Here is a 20,403-nt window from a genome sequence, read left to right on the forward strand (position 1 = left end):
TTTGTAGAACTATTCACAAAATGGCTCAGCTTTTTTTATTTTTTATTTTGTTGAATCTCTCTCTTCAATTCTGTACGGCAGAATTACGGAGGATTCATCTACCTCTTCTTTGTTCATAAGCTTTGTCAGCAAGCGCATGGAAACAGCACCAATATCATATAATGGCTGAACAACCGACGTTAGGCGAGGTCGCACCATTAAAGATAATCTCGTGCTATCCGAACTGATTACTTCAAGATCCTCCGGTATGGAGATACCTTTATCTTGTGCTGCATGAATGATACCAAGAGCTGCCTCATCTGAACATACAAAAATAGCTGTCGGTTTATTATCCAATTCCATTAGCTGGTTCAAGGCTTCGATTCCGTCATCATAGGATGCATCTGTTTCTACTAGATATTCTTCATTATAAGGAATATTAGCTGCCTCCAATGCTTTTCGGTATCCCGGCACCATTTTTTTCTCTATAATTGCATTTTGAAAAGATCCTGATACCATGGCAATATTCTTATGTCCACGATCAGCAAAAGATTTAATCGCATCCATCACTGCTTGTTCATAATCAATATTCACAGATGGAATTTGAGCAGAATCTTCAATTGTACCTGCCAATACAACAGGAACCGGTGATTTCTTGAATTCTTCAATATGCTCATCCGTAATATTTGAACTCATAAAGACAAGTCCATCGACTTGTTTGCCAAGCATCGTTTGGATTAGTCGGCTTTCTTTTTCTTCATTTGAATCCGAGTTACTTAAAATAATATTATATTTATACATGGTGGCAATATCTTCAATCCCTCTTGCTAATTCAGCATAGAAGATACTGGAGATATCTGGGATAATAACTCCGACTGTTGTTGTTTTCTTACTTGCTAATCCGCGTGCCACAGCATTCGGTCTGTAGCCAAGTCTTTCAATTACTTCATTTACTTTTTTACGTGTTGCCGGTTTAACGTTTGGATTACCATTGACAACACGTGATACAGTTGCCATGGAAACATTTGCTTCACGAGCTACATCATAAATTGTAATATTCATTTTTTACACCGCCCAAATTTCTCTATTCTAATCCTAATAGTATTCAATTAAGTACCATTTAGTATGTTATTATAATAATACTCTACCCTCTAAATTCGTGCAAATAAACACTTTATCTATTTTCTTACTATTGTATACATAACAAATCCAATTTTCACTAAGACTAACTCAGTACTTCTTTAAAATGATAGCATTTGAAAATAAATTATAAAAATTCCACTGAAAAATTCAGGGACTATTGATTCGTTAATCTATTGGAGAAAAATGAAAAAGAGTTGCCAAATAGCAACTCCATATTTATTAAATTCTGATACCTGTCTGCTTGGTAAATTGATTAATCTCGTTTACAAACGTATCAAATTGGTTTAGATCCATCTGTTGTGCGGAATCGGAAAGAGCAACTGCCGGATCCGGATGAACTTCAGCCATAACCCCATCAGCACCGATTGCCAATGCAGCTTTAGCAGTTGGAATTAGCAGATCTCTTCGGCCAGTCGAATGCGTAACATCCACCATTACCGGTAAATGCGTTTCCTTTTTCAGTATAGGTACAGCTGAAATATCCAATGTATTCCGTGTAGCTTTTTCATACGTACGAATTCCGCGTTCACATAATATGATATTTCCATTTCCCTGCGCCATTATATATTCAGCTGCGTTAATGAACTCTTCAATTGTCGCTGCCAGCCCTCTTTTTAGCAGAACGGGTTTATTTACCGCTCCCGCTGCTTTTAACAACTCAAAGTTCTGCATATTACGAGCACCAATCTGGATCACATCAATATACTTAACCGCAGTCTCAATATCCGCCGGGTTTACAATTTCGCTTATAACAGCCAAATCGAATTCATCAGCAACCCTTTTCAGGATTTTTAATCCTTCTTCACCCAACCCTTGGAAATCATAAGGGGATGTTCTCGGTTTATAAGCTCCGCCTCGAAGTAATTTATATCCTTTATCCTTAACAGCTTTTGCTACAGTCGCTACTTGTTCATAGGATTCTACCGCACATGGGCCAAACACAAAGGACGGTTGTCCATTTCCCACTTTCTCACCCTTCAAATCAATTATAGTATCATCAGGATGCTTTTTACGGGAAACAAGCAATGCTTTACGATGATCATCTTCCTGTAGTTCAAGGCTTGCTTTAAATATTTCCTTGAAAATATGTTCAATGGTTGATTTTTCAAATGGACCATCATTATTTTGGATAAGTGTATTAAGCATTTCTCTTTCTCTAACAGGATCAAAACGATACTGGCTTTGCTTACCTTTTAATTCACCGATTTGTTGTACAACTTTTCCTCGTTCATTAATAAGCTTTAATAATTGCAAATTCAAATTATCCAGTTGTTCTCTTAATACATCCAGTTCCATATTACTCAATATCACTCATCCTCTCTGTTCTGCATTGCATGTTTTAGCCTGGGTTTCATATACTTTAAAAATTTCTAAATCACTTAGTAAAATATTTTACATTTCAGTATATAATTGAAACTATTATAACGGATTAATTCGGTATTGTCACTATTAAACCTTTATCAATAAACCGCTTTTAAGTGTTAAAGCATAAAAGGAGAGACGAATCCTTGACCAAAAAAATTTTTGCTCTCGATATTGGCACTCGCTCAGTTGTAGGAATCATATTAGAAATACGCCTCGATCAATATGTCGTTACAGACGTCATCATTAGAGAACATACTGAGCGTGCCATGCTGGATGGCCAGATTCATGATGTCGTAGCTGTTTCCAACGTTATACTCGATATTAAGCTTACACTTGAAAAAAAGCACGGTCCTCTTACTAAAGTATGTGTAGCAGCTGCAGGACGTGCTTTGCGTACAGAGATTGGGAGATCATCTATTCCCATATCCGGCAAGCCTCTCCTGTCTGCCGATGACCGCATTCATCTGGAATTAGCTGCTGTACAACAAGCACAGTTTCAGGTAGCTGAAAAAGAAGACATCCAAAGTAATTATCATTATTATTGTGTAGGCTATTCTGTTCTCCATTACTATCTTGATGGTCAGGAAATCGGAAATTTACTTGACCAAAAAGGGGATGAAGCAGAAGCAGAAATTATCGCTACTTTTCTGCCGCGAGTGGTCGTTGAATCACTGTTTGCTGCACTCAAAAGAGTAAATCTTGAGCTAGAAGCACTTACTCTTGAACCAATTGCTGCAATTCATGTCCTTATTCCACCCTCTATGAGAAGGCTCAACGTATGCCTTGTTGACATTGGAGCTGGTACTTCTGATATAGCGATTACAGATGAACGAACCGTTATTGCCTACGGAATGGTCCCTGTTGCTGGAGATGAGATAACAGAGGAAATCAGTGATCAGTATTTACTTGATTTCCCGAATGCGGAAGATACCAAGAGATCCATAAATGAACAGGAGTTTGTCAAAATCAGTGATATTCTTGGTTTCGAATCAGAGATCCCAAAAGAAGAAATGATTACAGCCATCTATCCCGCCATTGAAAAATTAGCAGATTCCATTAGCCGAGAAATTTTGCAACTGAATAATGCTAAGCCTCCGCAAGCCGTTATGCTTATTGGCGGAGGTAGCTTAACACCGCGCTTACCAGATATTTTGGCAAAGAAATTAAATCTGCCTGCCAATAGAGTTGCTATACGCGGAATAGACGCTATCAAAAATTTAGTGATTGAGTCAGATTACATTAAAGGACCCGAACTCGTTACGCCCATTGGAATAGCCATTTCATCAGATGTTAATCCAATTCATTATGTTTCTGTTGAAGTAAATGGGACCCCAGTTCGTTTATTTGATCTTAAGCAACTGACTATAGGAGATGCCTTGCTTGCAGCAGGACTTCATTTAACAAAGCTATACGGTAAACCTGGAAATGCGAAGATTGTTAGTATTAACGGCAGAAATATTACCATACCAGGTACACACGGAGAGCCTCCGCAAATCAAAAGAAATAATGTGTCTTGCTCTCTTGATTCCCCATTAACCCCTGGAGATCAGCTATGGATAGATAAGGGAAAAGACGGTTCTGAAACATCTGTGATATTAAGAGAATTACTTGATGAACTGCCTATGAGGGAGATTTATATAAACGAAGAGAAATATGAAATTCCTTGTACCCTATTTATGAATGGTTTTCCTGCTGATGGCCACGAAGATATTCATGATGGTGATCGGATTGCTTTTAAAATGCCAGAGACTGTGCAGGATGCACTATTGTTCGCTGGCTTGAATTCTATACTGGACGAACTTGTCCCGTTTAATCTAGTTATCAATGGCCGGCCGGAAAGCTTCGTCTCGTTTTCAGGTGCCATATATGTTAACGGAAAAGGTGTATCTTTTAACCATCGGATAGCCGATCATGATCGCCTCACCTTAGTTCGTAGAAAAGCAATCACAGTCAAAGATTTAATAGGTGTCTATAAGGCTGAAGAGATTAATCAAATATCTGTTACGTTTAATGGTCAACCACTTACGTTGACAAATAACAGCTATACAGTCTATCGAGAAGATAAGTCCTTAAGTGATACAGATATCCTTTTTAACGGGGAGCAACTAAAAATAAACTTTAATAAAGAATCCGCTTTTATATTCCAGGATCTATTTCGGTACATAGAAATAGAACTTCCCAAGAATAATCCGGGCGGCTTTCACCTTATGCGGAATAAACAGGAAGTCACATTTTACAATGAAATCCAAGATGGTGATCAACTTGAAATTGTTTGGTTCAACTCACAGAATTATCCGACCAAAGTAAACCGGTAAGGAATTAAATTCCTTACCGGTTTCTATTTAGATATATTCTTTAAGTGCCTGTTCTAGATTTTGGGCTGTAATTCTTCCATGAGATGTATTCCACACAGCCTCACTATTTTTAAATAATATAGCTTGCGGTGACTCATGTTTAATTCCGGTTAAATCTCGAACATGCTCTGATAGTGGTTTGGCTTCCTGTACAGCTAGATAAGCTGTAGCTATAGCAGGATGCTCAGCGACAAACTGGGAATACTCATCAAAAGCTGCACCACTAATTGGACATGTAAGGCTATGCTTCAGAAGCAGAAAAACATCATGCTCTAAAAGTTGCTGTAATTCCTCTTCGTTAGTAATCTTTTTCATCCATATCCCCCCATTTGTGTTTATTCCAAACCACTTTTATTTTTTATTCGTTGTGTTTTTCGAATTGGTTGCTGAATTATTTTTATTTCCAGTTGAATTAGAAGAATTAGAACCTAAATCAACTTTTATTGTATTATTCGAGCTATTGGACGGTGTTTTACCTGAAGATGTATTTCCGCTGGCTGTAGAATTGAAACCAGTTTTTTCAGAAGCATACGTTTCTTCTTTAGCAGTATTTTTACTGTCTATGTTTTCTTCTCCAACATAAACGTCATCTGGGGAATCAACTACAACATTACTATCCATCTTCTTATCTGTTTGATTTTCCTTTGTATCAGATGATTGACTGTTGCTTTCTTCATTTGTCGTGCTTCCAAACTTTTTCTTAACCGCTTCTGTTAATGGTGCACCTTTTTCTCTTGCGACAGAAATCCATTCTGTTCCTTTTTCTTGAGCTGTTTGTTTTAGAGCAATTCCTTTTTCAGTGGCTGTTTGTTTTAAAGCAGATCCCTTTTCTGTAGCCGTTTGTTTTAAAGCAGATCCCTTTTCAATCAATGGAGTTCCTTTTTCCATTAAAACGCTGCCTTGTTCAGATAAATCATGACGAAGTTCTTTACCGGACTTAGGTGCTAAAAACAGTGCAGTAGCTGCTCCAACAAGCCCGCCTACTATTGCTCCTACTACAAAATCTTTTGTTGACATACCATTATCGTGATTAAAATTATCATTTTTATTATTCATTCTTAAACATCTCCTTTTTTATGGTTGATTAAGATTGAGAACGTTGATATCTGGTTTCTTGTGAAGGTATAGTAACATCTCTGCCTGCTTCAGATTCGGTATAGATTGCTGTACTCTGTTCAGCTTTATGCTTTTTCCACTTATTCACAAGCTCAATGCATGCATTTCCCCATTGAACTACTTGGGTAATTTTTTCGTCATTTTGACTCGCTGCTAATTGAACTCGGTTTGTAATCTGGTCAATGGTTTGATTCACACGTTGAATCGATCCTCCCACACCTTTAACTGCATCAACAACCGTATTTAGATTCTCAGATTTATGCTGAATATCTTCAGCCAAAGCATTCGTCTTATGTAGCAGCAGTGTTGTCTCGGTTGTTATGCCTTGCATCTGAGTTTCTAGGCCTGTTAATGTGCTAGATACACTCTCCATTGTTGTTTGAAGGGATTTTAATGTTCTTGAAAGATAAATAACAAGAACCAGGAACGCTATGGCAATCAATGCCACGCTTAAATATAAGATAATTTCCATCGTCTTCACTCCATCTCTAAATTATAATTAGTTTTTACCCTTTATCTCCTTATTTAAACTATATAGGAATTTATTCTGATCCACAATGTTCCTTCCACCTTAATATTATTACTAAAGTAAGATACAATTAAATTAAAGTTTAGAGATGAAAGGAGATTTTTTTTATGAGGGATCCAAGAATTCAGCAATTAGCTCATAATCTAATTAACTATTCTGTAAAATTACAAAAAGGTGAAAAAGTACTTATAGAAAATTTCGGTATACAACCAGAATTGGTTAAAGCATTGGTAAGTGAAGCATATGAGGCAGGTGGATATCCATTCGTTTCAACAAAGGATCAAACCATTGAAAGACAGTTACTATTAGGTGCAACTGAAGAACACTATAGATTAATCGCCGAATTTGAATCACAGGTTATGAGTAAAATGGATGCATACATAGGTCTTCGTGCAGGCGATAATATTTCAGAACATTCTGATGTCCCTGCTAATAAAATGAAAATCTATGGACAGACCGTACAAAATAAAGTACATAGAGACATCCGAGTTCCAAAAACGAAATGGGTGGTCCTTCGTTACCCAACCAATTCAATGGCTCAGCTGGCAAAAATGAGTACAGAAGGATTTGAAGATTTTTATTTTAATGTATGTAATCTTGATTATGCCAAAATGTCTGAGGCGATGGACAGCCTAGTCGAGTTAATGAATCAAACGGACAAAGTACGCATTACAGGTCCAGGAACAGATTTACATTTTTCTATTAAAGGCATTCCTGCCATTAAATGTGCAGGGGAGCGTAATATCCCAGATGGTGAAGTGTATACCGCACCTGTACGTGATTCTGTAAATGGCACCATTACGTATAATACCCCATCTCCATATCAGGGATTTACATATGAAAATGTATGTCTAACATTCGAAAACGGAAAAATCGTTAAGGCAACAGCGAATGACACAGAAAGAATCAATAAGGTATTTGATAGTGATGAAGGCGCACGTTATATCGGCGAATTTGCGATAGGGGTTAATCCATATATAACCAATCCAATGCAGGATATTCTATTTGATGAAAAAATTGATGGAAGCTTTCACTTTACACCGGGTCAAAGCTATGATGAGGCGCCAAATGGTAATCACTCCAGCATTCATTGGGATTTGGTTAATATCCAACGTAAAGATTATGGAGGCGGCGAAATATATTTTGATGATCGACTAATTAGAAAAGACGGCAGATTTGTTCTCCCAGAATTAGAGAAATTAAATCCTGAAAATCTAAAATAAATAAAAAACCCTTCAAGAGTACTTACTGATTACTCTCGAAGGGTCTTTATGTGCATTTATTTCGTTATAAAGCTCTCATAGGCTGCTTGCACTTTTTGAATATCTCCAGCACCCATAAATAATAATACACCATTGTGATGATTTTTAAGGATAGACGGATCTTCCTCCTGAATAATTTGAGCACCGTCCACCTTATTACAAAGATCTTTAACTGTTAATTTCCCATTCAACTCTCTTGCTGATCCGAAAATTTCACATAAGTATACTTTATCTGCTTCTTTTAAGCTTTCAGCAAAATCATCCAAAAACTTCTGAGTTCTAGAGAAGGTATGCGGCTGAAATACAGCTACAATCTCCCGATCAGGATACTTTTGTCGAGCTGAATCAATTGTTGCCTTTATCTCTGTTGGATGATGGGCATAATCATCAATTAAGATTTGATGATCAAGTTGTTTTTCAGAGAAACGTCTCTTAACGCCAGTAAATGACATTAGGCGTTCCTTAATGATCTCCACATCAATATCCTCATATTGACAAAGTGCAATAACAGCTAGCGCATTTAAAACTGTATGGCGCCCAAACATTGGAATCGTAAATGTCTCATAATAATTATTTCTTACATGCACATCGAATGTAGTTCCAGCTTCTGAAGTGACAATATTTTTAGCCTGGAAATCATTTTCTTCGTTAAACCCATAAAATATGACCGGTACTTTCGCCTGGATTTTTTGTAGCTGCTCATCATCACCACAGGCAATAATTCCTTTATTTACTTGCAGTGCCATCTCTTGAAAGGCAGAGAACACATCATCAAGATTTGCAAAATAATCCGGATGGTCAAAATCAATATTGGTCATAATGGCATAATCCGGATCGTAGGATAAAAAGTGTCTTCGGTATTCGCAAGCTTCGAATACAAAGTATTTAGAATCTGCTTCTCCCTTACCCGTTCCATCTCCAATTAAAAATGACGTTGGCTCAGCTCCGCTGATTACATGAGACATTAAGCCGGTAGTCGATGTTTTTCCATGCGCGCCTGTAACAGCTATGCTCACGAACTTTTTAAGGAAATCTCCAAGAAATCGTGGATAGCGAATGACTGGCAAACCAAGTTCTAAAGCTTGAACAATCTCATCATGACTATCAGGAAAAGCATTTCCTGCAATGATTGTCATACCTGGTTTAATATTTTCTTTATTAAATGGCAATATTTTTATACCGGCATTTTCAAGTGCGATTTGGGTAAAAAATCTTTTTTCATAATCTGAACCCTGTACCTGATATCCCATATCATTTAGGATTTGGGCTAACGCGCTCATCCCGGATCCTTTTATACCTACGAAGTGATAAACTGTCATAGAATGAACCTCCAACATACGTCAATGCTGTAAAACAGTATATGACGGTCTCTTTTTTTTGCTAATTGCAATTTGCCTGCTATGCCTGTTTAGGCTTTACTAATTGAAACAATATAAGTATTTAAAACCAGTTAGATTACTATTATAACGAGCACATGCAATCAATATCTTCATTGCGTTAAAGATATAACTTGTATGATTATAAACCTATAAATCGATTTCGTACAATTTTTCTAACTGATTTTCTCATAAATATAGTATTACCTTTTCTGGGAAATACTCATAATTAAATTATTATACAAAAATTTTTCCTCTGTTCAAAAAGGGGATTGAGATTCATGTATAGCCTCTAAATCAGATTCAGATATAAGCACATCACGAGGTTTACTTCCTTTTGATTCTGATAAAATACCTTCTTTCTCCAGCATATCAATCAGCCTCGCTGCCCTGTTATAACCAATCCTAAAGCGCCTTTGCAGACTGGATATGGATGCTCCTCCCATCTCAACCGCAAATTCACACACTTCGTAATAGAGTTCATCCTTTTCTTCTATATGTTCACTTGTTTTTACCAATTCATTTGGCTCAAACATAAAGGACGGTTTAGCCTGAGCCATTACATGTTTTACGACATCCTCAATCTCATCATCAGTTACAAAAGTTCCCTGCAGGCGAACTGTTTTAGAAGTTCCATTTTCCAAAAACAGCATATCTCCCCGTCCAAGTAATTTTTCAGCTCCACTTTGGTCCAAAATCGTACGTGAATCTACCTGTGAAGAAACGGAAAAAGCAATTCTTGTAGGAATATTTGCTTTGATTAACCCGGTAATGACATCTACAGATGGTCTTTGTGTTGCCACCAGTAAATGAATCCCGCATGCTCTGGCTTTCTGCGCAATACGGCAGATCGCTTCCTCTACGTCAGCAGGAGACATCATCATTAAATCAGCCAGCTCATCAATCACGATAACTAAATAAGGCAGCTTATGCTCCATTTGCCCGGATGATAGTGCCTTTTCATTATATCTGACAATATCTCTCACTCCTGAATGGGCAAACAACTCATATCTCCGTTCCATCTCTTCTACTGCCCATTTCAGTGCAGCTGTTGCAGCTTTTACATCAGTAATAACCGGTGCTGCCAAATGCGGAATATTGTTATATGGCGCAAGTTCAACCATTTTCGGATCAATTAATAAGAGTCTGACATCAGATGGGTGTGATTTATATAATAAACTGATTAAAACAGAGTTAATAAATACACTTTTTCCAGAACCTGTAGAGCCTGCCACCAAACCATGCGGCATTTTCTTTAAATCTGTTACAATCGGGTTTCCTGAAATGTCCAACCCAACTGCCACTGAAAGCGGTGAGGTATTCTCAGCAAAAACTTTTTCCTCCAAAACCTCACGCAGATAAACAGGACGTGTATTTATATTGGGAATTTCAATTCCAATCATTCGTTTCCCGGGAATCGGTGCTTCTATACGAATATCTTTAGCAGCCAGGCTTAGTTTTAGATCATCATTTAAATTTGTGATTTTACTAACCTTAACACCAGGATCCGGCTGAACCTCAAATCTTGTTACAGAAGGTCCTTGAGAATACGTATGTACTCTAGCCTTAACATTGAATTGTTCAAGTGTATCATCTAGCAATGCTGCTTGTTCTGCAAGCCAATCAGCATCTTCTCTAATGTCCACTCGTGGCTTCAAAATTGAAATATCCGGATATTGATAGGAATCATTCAGTTTTTTTTTAGGTTGCTCCGAAGGCTTTTCCTCTTTGCCGGCAATCGTTTTTTGATTGCGATTTGCTGCAATATGATCTTTATCATTCTTAAGCATTAAAACGTTAAAAGGAATGTGTTTTCTGCGCTCCCTAATGCGCTTTTCTCTTTCTATTTTTCGTCTCTCTTCTTCATCCATAGCATCGCTTGTCACTGTTGCTTCCATTGGACTGTTCGGCTCTGATAAAGAGACTTCTCTATCTATATGGTTCTCCGTATCATCCAGTTGCGCGGATTTCTCCAAACCATTAGTTCGATCGATTGACTGCGTTTCGAACGAAGCTATAGATTCATTCGAAACTGGCTCATTCGTTTGAATGTCCTTGATTGAAAACTCATCCTCAGTTCCGTCAAGCAAAATGATATCCTGCCCATTTTTCTCATTGTGACTGATGTCTATATTTTTCTCATCATTTCCGCTTACCTGATGATTTTCTTCTATATTCATTGCAGATTCATGGGTCTGCGTGATTAAATCATGAGCTTGCTGAATTTCATCTCTCTTGTATGGTTGGTCTTCCTCCATATCAGAATCAGCTTCCTCAATATCCTCATATACCTCACTGCCTGAAGGGGAATGGTAGTAATCTTCAACTGGTTCCTCCGGTTGTAATCCAAAGTTGTTCTCCAGATTTTCATCATCAGCTTGTTCGTCAAGATTCTGATGAATCATTGGAATCGACTGAAATTCCTCCTGCTCCATCTGTGAGCCAGAGTGCATGATCAGCTTATCTTCTTCCACGATTCCTTCTTCTTGAGTTATTTCATCTTCGTAATCAGCGTTCAAAATTGCTTCATTCATTTCCTCTATTATCTGATTCTCGCTGACTGGATTCCATGCTATTTCACTTGTGGCTGCAACCTCTGTATCTTCTGCTGAAACAGTATCCGGTAATAGCGGAGCAATCACACTCTCGATATCCTCCGTATGTCTATTTCCATCATTAGTCGAGACTTTTTGCTGTTCCTCTTTTATCTCTTCATCTGAATGCTTGAAATCGGAATTCAGCGGCAGCTCATTCTGTCTTTCCATTTCAAATGATGGTTCTTGATTGACACTCGGTGGATTCACTTTCTTTCCATGCATTAAAGCAAGAACGGAATCTAAGGTCGTTTCAGGTGGTAATTCGTATTCGACTGTTTTTTGATTTTTAGTGCCGGCCTGTCGATTTTGAAATCCATAAATAGGCGAAGGTATTTCTGTTCTTCTAAACGGCTTTTTATTCGGAACAACTTCGTTCTGTTTTGGTTCTGGCTTAGGTATTATTCTTTGATTAGACACTTTCAATTTAGGAACAGCAGCCGGGGATTTCTCAAATCTCCTCACGTGCACTTCCTTCTTCACACCCAACTCATTTTGCTTCTTTTTTTGTTCTTTTAATCTTATTAACTCTTCATCTGAGATTAATGGGAATTTGAAATTATCCTTTGGGTATCTATATTGAATTCTTGCTTCAATTTCAATTTGATTTTCTTTTTGTCTTTTTACTTGTTTAGGTTTTTTTTGAATGTTTTCATGGCTATTACGAGGTTCTACTTCTACTTCCTCTTCTACATCCTCATAGAACCAATCAATGATTTTTTTGAAAAAGCTCATAGCCTTCCTCACACTTTCTATGGTTGTTATAAATTAGTATTACAAGTATCTATTTTATCAAAAAATTTACTCATTTAAGACATATTCCTTGTAAATGGTATCAATTTCCTATTATATTATTGGTCTTCTACCGGTCGATTCTTTGCTAAAATAAAGATTGGCTCCAATTCTCCATTTTCATAAAGGAATGGCAGAGCGGTGACCGGAACATTTCCATTTGTAAAAAAGTGCATATTCATTTGTGCTAAAATGTCATAACCTGCATCATTTTGTATGTCTGCAATGATTAAGACATCCTGATGTGGAATGGCCACTGCCATTGTCCCTTTCATATCTTCCTTCCATGTTTTCATTTGTGAATCAATCAGGACTCTTGAAGCATCGTATCCATCGTTATGATTAATAAAATAAAAGTCATTTCCGCGTACACTGTCTTTTTTAGACTTAATCGGCAATGACCTGACATTAAACATAGCCATTGAACGTATGGAATCTTGATCCCAGCCTTCTTTCCTCATTAGCTCCTCATCAATCAACCTATACGTATTACCCAAATCAAGAGCATAATAAACTCTCGTTTCGGCTGTATGCTCATCTGTAATAAACGGTGTATTTTCACGGGACTCCATTGGGAAGGAAGTCGAACGGATAACAGGGTAAATTAATTTTTCATTTCCCTTCAAAGATTGTTCCGTACCCATTACTTTCGTTGATTCTTTTATATAATAAAGGACTTCATCAATCGCTTTTTGACCAGATTGCTCATACTTCGATACAAGCGGCGCCAATCCAATTGTTATTCCCTTGCCAGTTTCTTCATTTTCAATTCTTAATTCCTCTTTATCACGATTATAATTAAATTTTGAATTTGTATCAGCTAAGCTTTCCATAAGTAAAGATTTCATTTTAGTAGTCGTCATTTTCATAGGGATTCCTCCTTAACATTACTATAGCTTAATTAAACTCATGCTGCTAAATAAAGTGTAACTTTGTTGGTTGGGTTCCTTCATTCCAAAGAGCACCAACGGAGTCAATCGGGTTCATACGGGCGATTATCTCCACTTAATCGTTCTTTTTTCTGCTTTTTTTGAAGTAAGAACGGAATAAAAAAATCCCCCGAATAGGGGGGAGTATAATAGTTTATCATAATGAAGCAATGAAATCTTCAATTTGCTCTTGAGTCTTCCGGTCCTTATTTACATATCGGCCGAGCTCTTTTCCATCTTCAAATGCAATAAAGCTCGGTATTCCAAAGACATCCAGCTTTATGCACAGATCAAGAAATTGATCGCGGTCCACATAGATAAAGGTATACTCTTTATTTGCGGCCTCAATGTCACCTATAAATGGTTCGATGAATCTGCAATCCGGGCACCAATTTGCAGAAAATAAAAGCATCACTTTCCCATTTGACATCAATTCATTATAATGTTCCATACTTTCTAATTTTTTCATATCAAAATCATCCTCTCGAGTAGCCTCTTGTATGAGTTATCATACCCAAATCTACAGAGGATTGCTATTCTAACGTCACATTTTTAGTTTCCTTGCCAAGAATCAATACAGACAGCATCCCAATTATAATGGCAATGCTAAAAAGTAAGAAGATTTTATCAATAGATGTATGAGAAGCCAGTAAGTTTCCGACGGCAAGCGGGCCAAGGATACCTCCTATTCTCCCCACAGCTGCTGCCATTCCTGTGCCAGTCCCTCTTATAATAGTTGGATATTGTTCAGGTGAGTAGGCATAGAGCGCTCCCCAAGCTCCCAGGTTAAAAAAGGAAAGAAAACACCCTGAAATCATTAAGGCTGTTAATGTTTCTGCATTACCGAAGAAATAAGCACTTACAGCTGTTCCAAACAAATATGTAACCAATACAAATTTACGTCCAAATTTCTCTATAAACCAGGCAGCCGTGAAATACCCAGGCAATTGCGCCAAGGTCATCATAACAACATATTGGAAACTTTTTATGAGTGTAAAACCTTTCAAAATCATAACACTGGGAAGCCACAGAAACATCCCGTAATAGGAAAAGACAACACAGAACCACAGAATCCAGAGCATCAAAGTCTTTACCGCATAATCTTTAGTCCATAGTGTCTTAAGCGAATTTACGATTGAGATGGATTTCTTTTCCTTAACCATTTGAAACTTCTCAGAATCAGGTAGATGTATTCTTAAATAAATCGCATAAAAAGCAGGAAGTGCACTGATTAGTAAAGCAATTTGCCAGCCATAAGTTGGAATGACAAAGTATGAAATAAGCGCCGCAATCAGCCAGCCTGCAGCCCAAAAACTTTCAAGCAGCACTACTACTCTGCCTCTTCTCTCTGCAGGCACACTTTCCGACACCAACGTAGAAGCAACTGGCAATTCACCGCCAAGCCCCATTCCAATTAAAAATCTGAAAACCAGAAAAATAGATAAGCTTGTCGTCAAAGCAGAAAATCCGCTTCCTAAGGAAAATAATAATAGCGTAATAATTAATACATTTTTTCGGCCGATACGATCAGCCCAAATCCCAAACACTAAAGCACCTACTGCCATGCCGATAGAGTTCACACTTCCTATCCACCCCATTTGTTCTGAGGTTAAATTCCACTCCTTCTGCAGAGCCGCGATAATAAACGAAAGCATTCCAACATCCATAGCATCGAATAGCCAAGCGACCCCGGCAATCCCCAATAGTTTCCGTTCTTTTACCTTTCCCTTCCCCATTCATTGACCCTCCCCATCACAATCTCAATGAAAACTATTAAAATGAAATCTCTAATTTGTATATTAACTTCTGTCTTGACAGGTGTAAACAACTATTTAAATTATTTTCTAAAGAATAATACTCGTCTAAGTCTCTTTGATTCTACAAGGCTGTTATCTCATAGATTGTTCCTCCTGAATAAATAAGTTAATCACCATTCTGTGATATCGCCAGAATAAAGATAGCTTCTTAACTAAGGGCAGTGTTAATGTTTTATAAAGACATTTATTGTAGAAGGGGAATGTTATGAATAGAAAAATCCGTGTTTTTTTATTTGTTTTCTTCTGTTATTTATTGTGGCTATACTTCGCTATATATGAATCTTCAATTTATAACTGGTGGACAGTAAATGTGATAAAACACGCAACTGATGATACTGTTCAAATAGGTGTCTCATTAGTAAAGGTGTTTGTTGGTACGGTTATATTTACTCTTAGTGGATTTATATTCTATTTATTGTTGAGAAAGAGAAGTTAGTTCTTATTGACTAAGGGGGTTTTAGTTGAATATCCGAGATAGCAAAAACACTGCCTCTGTTTATGGCATTAGCAACAATCTTTACGAAAACATCCAATAGACATTCTCTAATAGGATAAACGGCTATTGAATACAAATAAGCTGGGAGAAAAATAGTTATAATTTATAAAGAAATCCCCTTTATCCTCACCACAAATATCTTCCATTCTGAAAAGGATATACACCGTTCATTGAAGAATTAATATGGAAGTAACTACAACATGCATAAAGATATAATCCTAACAGAATGGTTTTCACCCCATTATTCTGCTTTATTAGAAAGGCGGATTTATTTGTTAAACTCACTAAAATGTATTCAAGAAGTAAAGATAGGAAATACAAAGGTATTAAGAAATCATAAGTGGATACACTTTCTCTACCTTACAAAAGAACAACACGTAAATTTAGAGCAAGTAGAATCTTTAGAGAAATTGCCGCCAAATCCGGTTCTATCCTATGTAGAACGAACCCTTTGGTTATTGAACGAGATGAATCTTCCCATTAATGAAAGGTCAATTATTGAAGATGTCTTGATTTGGTCTGAGGTATCAAAAGGCGGGTTGAAGCACAAACGTAGAGAGTGGGAGAAAAAAGGATTCCAATTGGCCATTCATAATATTGGCTCAGCTCAAATTTATGCTGATGAACAAATGAACCTGCCGTTACACTCCCGCAATTTAGATAGAGAGGAACTTGTTTATCTTCTCATATTAACACATGGGTTAGCCGGTCAATTTATCAGAGGAGAAATCCATTATTCTCAATTCCGTCCCTTAATTTATTGGATTGAGGAACATAAAAACTTAGAATATAACATAGAAAGGATTCTCTATTCCCTAAATCAGTGTGTTATTCAAGCGGTTTCAGATCAGTTGTGGAACAACGTCCATAAGGAAGTAGAAGAAGTACTATCCTGGATAAACAAAGGTGAACAGGCAAAAGAGCTTCCCCTAAAAGAGCGGATGAGAAGATTAAGAAGATCTTCAATCCAGCGCGGGGAAAACTTCGATGATTTATACAATCAGTATTTTGAAAACAAACAATTAGAGAGATACATAGAGTTGTTCTTCAGTAAAATAGATATGTGGTATCTTGAATCTGCTTTACAAGAGTTTTCTTTAGAAGAGTTTTTGAAAATTTTCTTATTGATATTCCAGAAAATTAATCCCCTTACTATACAACAGGTTAGCTTTGAGTCTTTTATGAAGGATATTTACTATGATTACAAGGGGCAAAAAGTAATCAATCTATACAAAAAAAGAATTATCGAGACATTCCTGAATGAGTTTACAATTGATGATTTACTAAAAGGAAAGATGCCTGTAAACGAACACGTTCAAATTCAAATTGAACCCTCAGACTTACTAGGTCAAATTGTAGGGGTTTATTTTAGTTATTCAAGTGCCGGTCAGAAATTAATTGAATTTTGCCAGGAAGCCGAAAAGTCTCCGATCTATGAAAGAGCAATTATCTTACTTTATGACTTTTTTGGTTTCAGGAAAGATGCCTTTGATCGCTTGCAGAATGAAGAAAACTATTTAACCGATATGAATAATGGTCAAGATCATAAAAAGGTCATATCTGATTTTGCTGTAGGGAAGGTAATGCTGGACATTGGAGCCGGAGGCGGTGTGATGCTTGATATCCTATCTGAAAATCACCCAGAAGCAACTGTAATCGGAATTGATATCTCAATTAATGTAGTAGAGGAATTAAACAGGCGAAAATTCAGGGAAAATAAATCATGGCACGTAAAACAGGCAAACGCCTTGGAATTAAAAGACTATTATGAGCCAGGAAGCGTGGATACCATTGTGTTTTCTTCTATCCTACATGAAATGTATTCTTATATTCCGTACAAAGGCAGGAAATTCAATCGAGATGTAGTTATCCAAGCACTGAAAAGTTCTTTTGAAGTATTAAACAAAGGCGGAAGAATCATTATTCGAGACGGAATTATGACTGAGCCTATAGACCAATGGAGACTACTCGAATTTGAAGACCCAAAGGGCATGGACTTCTTTATGAGATATGTTCATGACTTTAGGGGAAGGACTATCAATTATGAAAGACTGGAGAGTCTTCTTATCAAACTGCCTGTTAATGATTTAATGGAATTCCTCTATACGTATACTTGGGGAGAAGAGGCTTATCCACATGAGGTACAAGAACAATTTGGGTATTTTACTCCAAGTGAATATGAAGAAGTTATTCATGTATCTTTAGGTCAAGAGGCAAAAATTATAAAACTTCATCATTATTTACAAAACGGATACGAAGAATTTCTTTTACCTAAAGTAAAAATTATGAATGAAAAAAAAGAGATTGTACCGCTACCGGACAGCACCTGTTTAATTGTAATTGAGAAAACATAAGACAAGAAAAGAGGAGAAATTATCTCTCCTCTTTTTATATGGCTGTTTTCGTAAGGATTTATATGGAAACAACTGCCTCCAGAAAGGAAGTGGCTGTACATCCGTAACTTTTATCCAGGAGCAGCAATCATGCGAAAGCCCGCTGAGTTGTAGAATCACCTTCTTCAATCAAAAGGTGATTTGGCTTTTGACTCTTAGTAGCTATGAGAGATCATATAGTATATTCCCAGCTCTTAATAGCCCTTAGAAAGGATAAAAACAAGCAACTACCCTTATTTGACAAAATTCGGCAGTCCTCAACGTTTTTAGCAGTATTTTTTTATCACCTATGTTATCATACTAGTAAAATCATAGATAAAGGTGAGAAATTACATGAAAAATAGTATTATCTCCCTCGTCGGGTTTATTATTTCGAAGCTCTTCTCTTCCAAAATAAAGAAACATGAAGAAATTCAGCGTCTATCAGAAGATGAAAAATACTAAGACTCCTAAACTCTCCTCATCACGACTTCTTTACTGTTAAATGATACTCATACTGACCAACTAATAATTCAATAATGTGCTCAAACATACGATCTCTTGTTATACGGCCGTTTGAGAATACACCAACAGCTCCTTCTGACTTCCTGATATCCTGTTTCTTTGTATATTCATCCATAACCGGCCCAAGCTCTCTGCCCGAGTATAACTCCTCAGCAATACTTTCCGGTAATTTGATACGTGCACCGCCACTGACAAAGCTTTTGCCTTCTTTCGTGACTAGTGCTCCCCAATTGCATATAAACAATCCATAAGGCGTTTTCACCACTCCGCCTTCAAGACCCAGCCCAAATTCAGCCTGAACTTCCTTCATCGCATTTCTTGCTCTATTTAAAGCACCCTCAATTGTTTCTTCATCCGAGAATGGCTGTTCATTTACCTCAGATGATACATTAACCGGAACAAGCTCAGCTGATAACTCCCGGCCCGCTAATTCTCCAGCCTTAATTTTCGCCGGATTTTTAGTGCCCAAAGCAATTTTAACCATTAATCTGCATCCTTTCTTTAAAAAAGAAGACAGATAGATGCCTCTGCCTTCTCAACTCTTTTATTAACCGTTTTGTTTAATCGTTTCAACGGTTGTTTTATCACAGCTTCTAACTAATTTAACCAATAATTCTTTTGCTGCAGCATAGTCATCAATATGAATAATGGAGGCATGCGTATGGATATACCGTGAACATATACCAATTACGGCACTTGGTATACCGCGATTTGTAATATGTACTTTCCCTGCATCTGTCCCCCCATTTGGAGCAACAAAATATTGATATGGAATATGATTCGATTCCGCAGTATCCAAGATAAATTCTCTCATCCCTTTATGCATGACCATTGTACGGTCATATATTCTAAGTAATGGACCTTTTCCGAGATAACCGAATACAGATTTACTGCCTGACATATCATTTGCAGGACTTGCATCACATGCAAAGAAGATATCAGGATCAATCATCGTCGCCGCTGTACCCGCGCCTCTCGTACCGACTTCTTCCATAACAGTAGCACCGCTGTATAGGATATTAGGCAATGTCTCATTTTGAAGCTCTTCCAGTAGTTCAATCGCCAATCCGCAGCCATACCGATTGTCCCATGCTTTTGCCAGAATTTTTTTAGGATTGGCCATTTGAGTGAATTCACTATATGGGATGATTTGCTGACCTGGTTTCACTCCCATTGCAATTGCATCCTCTTTATCATCAGCACCAATATCAATCAGCATATTACCGATTTCCATAGGTTTGGACCTTTGGGCCTCACTCAGCAAATGTGGCGGAATCGAACTGACAACACCGATAATAGGGCCTGATTCAGTATATACCTGCACTCTTTGTGCCAGCAACACCTGACCCCACCAGCCTCCAAGCGTTTGAAAACGAAGTAACCCCTCAGGAGTAATAGAGGTTACCATAAAACCAACCTCATCCATATGTCCGGCAACCATAATTTTTGGTCCTTGGTCATTTCCGCGTTTCACACCAAAAATACTGCCAAGGCCGTCCTGAATGATTTCATCTGTGTATTTGGATAATTCCTTTTTCATAAACGAACGAACTTCATGTTCAAATCCAGGTGCTCCTGGAATCTCGGTAAGAGTCTTAAATAAATCTAGAGTAGATTGCTTCATATATGTATCCCCTTTACCATGTTATTTTCTATAATCTCTATTCTCATTCTACAGAATCATACTTCCAAATACCACATACATGGAGTTTGTTGGTTAAAAGATGGCACTATTTAAGCTTAAAATGTATAAT

The 20,403-nt window shown here is 37.3% G+C and carries 15 protein-coding genes; 3 read left to right on the forward strand and 12 right to left on the reverse strand.

From position 1 onward, the window contains the following. Nucleotides 1-42 precede the first annotated feature (42 nt). Complete coding sequence (ccpA, locus tag AC4BHA_RS09005) at nucleotides 43-1,041, reverse strand: catabolite control protein A (protein WP_066109047.1); 999 nt, start codon at nucleotides 1,039-1,041, stop codon at nucleotides 43-45. A gap of 300 nt (nucleotides 1,042-1,341) precedes the next feature. Further along, nucleotides 1,342-2,427: a bifunctional 3-deoxy-7-phosphoheptulonate synthase/chorismate mutase gene (locus AC4BHA_RS09010; protein ID WP_066109050.1), complete on the reverse strand. Its 1,086-nt coding sequence runs from the start codon at nucleotides 2,425-2,427 to the stop codon at nucleotides 1,342-1,344. A gap of 203 nt (nucleotides 2,428-2,630) precedes the next feature. Between AC4BHA_RS09010 and AC4BHA_RS09015 the strand changes: the two genes are divergently transcribed. Beyond that, a complete protein-coding gene (locus tag AC4BHA_RS09015) occupies nucleotides 2,631-4,802 on the forward strand; it encodes a cell division protein FtsA (protein WP_148631023.1) in 2,172 nt (723 codons plus the stop codon). A gap of 27 nt (nucleotides 4,803-4,829) precedes the next feature. On the opposite strand, the gene ytxJ is transcribed toward AC4BHA_RS09015, so the two are convergent. The 3 genes from ytxJ to AC4BHA_RS09030 are packed head-to-tail and all read right to left on the reverse strand — an operon-like array spanning nucleotide 4,830 to nucleotide 6,429. Continuing rightward, nucleotides 4,830-5,156, reverse strand: a complete 327-nt coding sequence (gene ytxJ / locus AC4BHA_RS09020) for a bacillithiol system redox-active protein YtxJ (protein ID WP_066109056.1) — start codon at nucleotides 5,154-5,156, stop codon at nucleotides 4,830-4,832. Nucleotides 5,157-5,192: 36 nt separating this feature from the next. Then, nucleotides 5,193-5,897 (reverse strand): YtxH domain-containing protein, encoded by a 705-nt coding sequence (locus tag AC4BHA_RS09025; RefSeq protein ID WP_490558458.1) that lies wholly within the window; start codon nucleotides 5,895-5,897, stop codon nucleotides 5,193-5,195. A gap of 28 nt (nucleotides 5,898-5,925) precedes the next feature. Continuing rightward, nucleotides 5,926-6,429: a DUF948 domain-containing protein gene (locus AC4BHA_RS09030; protein ID WP_490558459.1), complete on the reverse strand. Its 504-nt coding sequence runs from the start codon at nucleotides 6,427-6,429 to the stop codon at nucleotides 5,926-5,928. Nucleotides 6,430-6,593: 164 nt separating this feature from the next. On the opposite strand from AC4BHA_RS09030, the gene AC4BHA_RS09035 reads away from it, so the two are divergent. Then, a complete protein-coding gene (locus tag AC4BHA_RS09035; protein ID WP_066109065.1) occupies nucleotides 6,594-7,709 on the forward strand; it encodes an aminopeptidase in 1,116 nt (371 codons plus the stop codon). Between the two features lie 56 nt (nucleotides 7,710-7,765). Here AC4BHA_RS09035 and murC read toward each other — a convergent pair whose 3' ends face one another. From murC to AC4BHA_RS09060, 5 genes are all read right to left on the reverse strand, one after another. Further along, nucleotides 7,766-9,067 (reverse strand): UDP-N-acetylmuramate--L-alanine ligase, encoded by a 1,302-nt coding sequence (murC, locus tag AC4BHA_RS09040; protein ID WP_066109068.1) that lies wholly within the window; start codon nucleotides 9,065-9,067, stop codon nucleotides 7,766-7,768. Between the two features lie 317 nt (nucleotides 9,068-9,384). Beyond that, nucleotides 9,385-12,453 (reverse strand): DNA translocase FtsK, encoded by a 3,069-nt coding sequence (locus AC4BHA_RS09045; protein WP_490558460.1) that lies wholly within the window; start codon nucleotides 12,451-12,453, stop codon nucleotides 9,385-9,387. 116 nt (nucleotides 12,454-12,569) lie between these two features. Further along, nucleotides 12,570-13,379 carry a DUF1444 domain-containing protein gene (locus tag AC4BHA_RS09050; RefSeq protein WP_066109073.1) on the reverse strand — a complete coding sequence of 270 codons (810 nt, stop codon included), beginning with the start codon at nucleotides 13,377-13,379 and terminating at the stop codon, nucleotides 12,570-12,572. Between the two features lie 217 nt (nucleotides 13,380-13,596). After that, nucleotides 13,597-13,908, reverse strand: coding sequence for a thioredoxin family protein (locus AC4BHA_RS09055; protein WP_066109075.1), 312 nt, complete (start codon nucleotides 13,906-13,908; stop codon nucleotides 13,597-13,599). A gap of 64 nt (nucleotides 13,909-13,972) precedes the next feature. Continuing rightward, nucleotides 13,973-15,175, reverse strand: a complete 1,203-nt coding sequence (locus AC4BHA_RS09060) for an MFS transporter (RefSeq protein ID WP_139892784.1) — start codon at nucleotides 15,173-15,175, stop codon at nucleotides 13,973-13,975. 777 nt (nucleotides 15,176-15,952) lie between these two features. On the opposite strand from AC4BHA_RS09060, the gene AC4BHA_RS09065 reads away from it, so the two are divergent. Then, nucleotides 15,953-18,106, forward strand: coding sequence for a class I SAM-dependent methyltransferase (locus AC4BHA_RS09065; RefSeq protein WP_490558461.1), 2,154 nt, complete (start codon nucleotides 15,953-15,955; stop codon nucleotides 18,104-18,106). 502 nt (nucleotides 18,107-18,608) lie between these two features. Here AC4BHA_RS09065 and AC4BHA_RS09070 read toward each other — a convergent pair. Both AC4BHA_RS09070 and AC4BHA_RS09075 read right to left on the reverse strand, forming a co-directional pair. Further along, on the reverse strand, nucleotides 18,609-19,133 hold the full coding sequence (locus AC4BHA_RS09070; protein ID WP_066109087.1) for a DUF84 family protein: 525 nt from the start codon (nucleotides 19,131-19,133) through the stop codon (nucleotides 18,609-18,611). A 63-nt stretch (nucleotides 19,134-19,196) separates the two neighbouring features. Continuing rightward, a complete protein-coding gene (locus AC4BHA_RS09075; RefSeq protein WP_066109090.1) occupies nucleotides 19,197-20,273 on the reverse strand; it encodes a M42 family metallopeptidase in 1,077 nt (358 codons plus the stop codon). Nucleotides 20,274-20,403 lie beyond the last annotated feature (130 nt).

This window comes from Pradoshia sp. Z3_51, assembly GCF_058215915.1.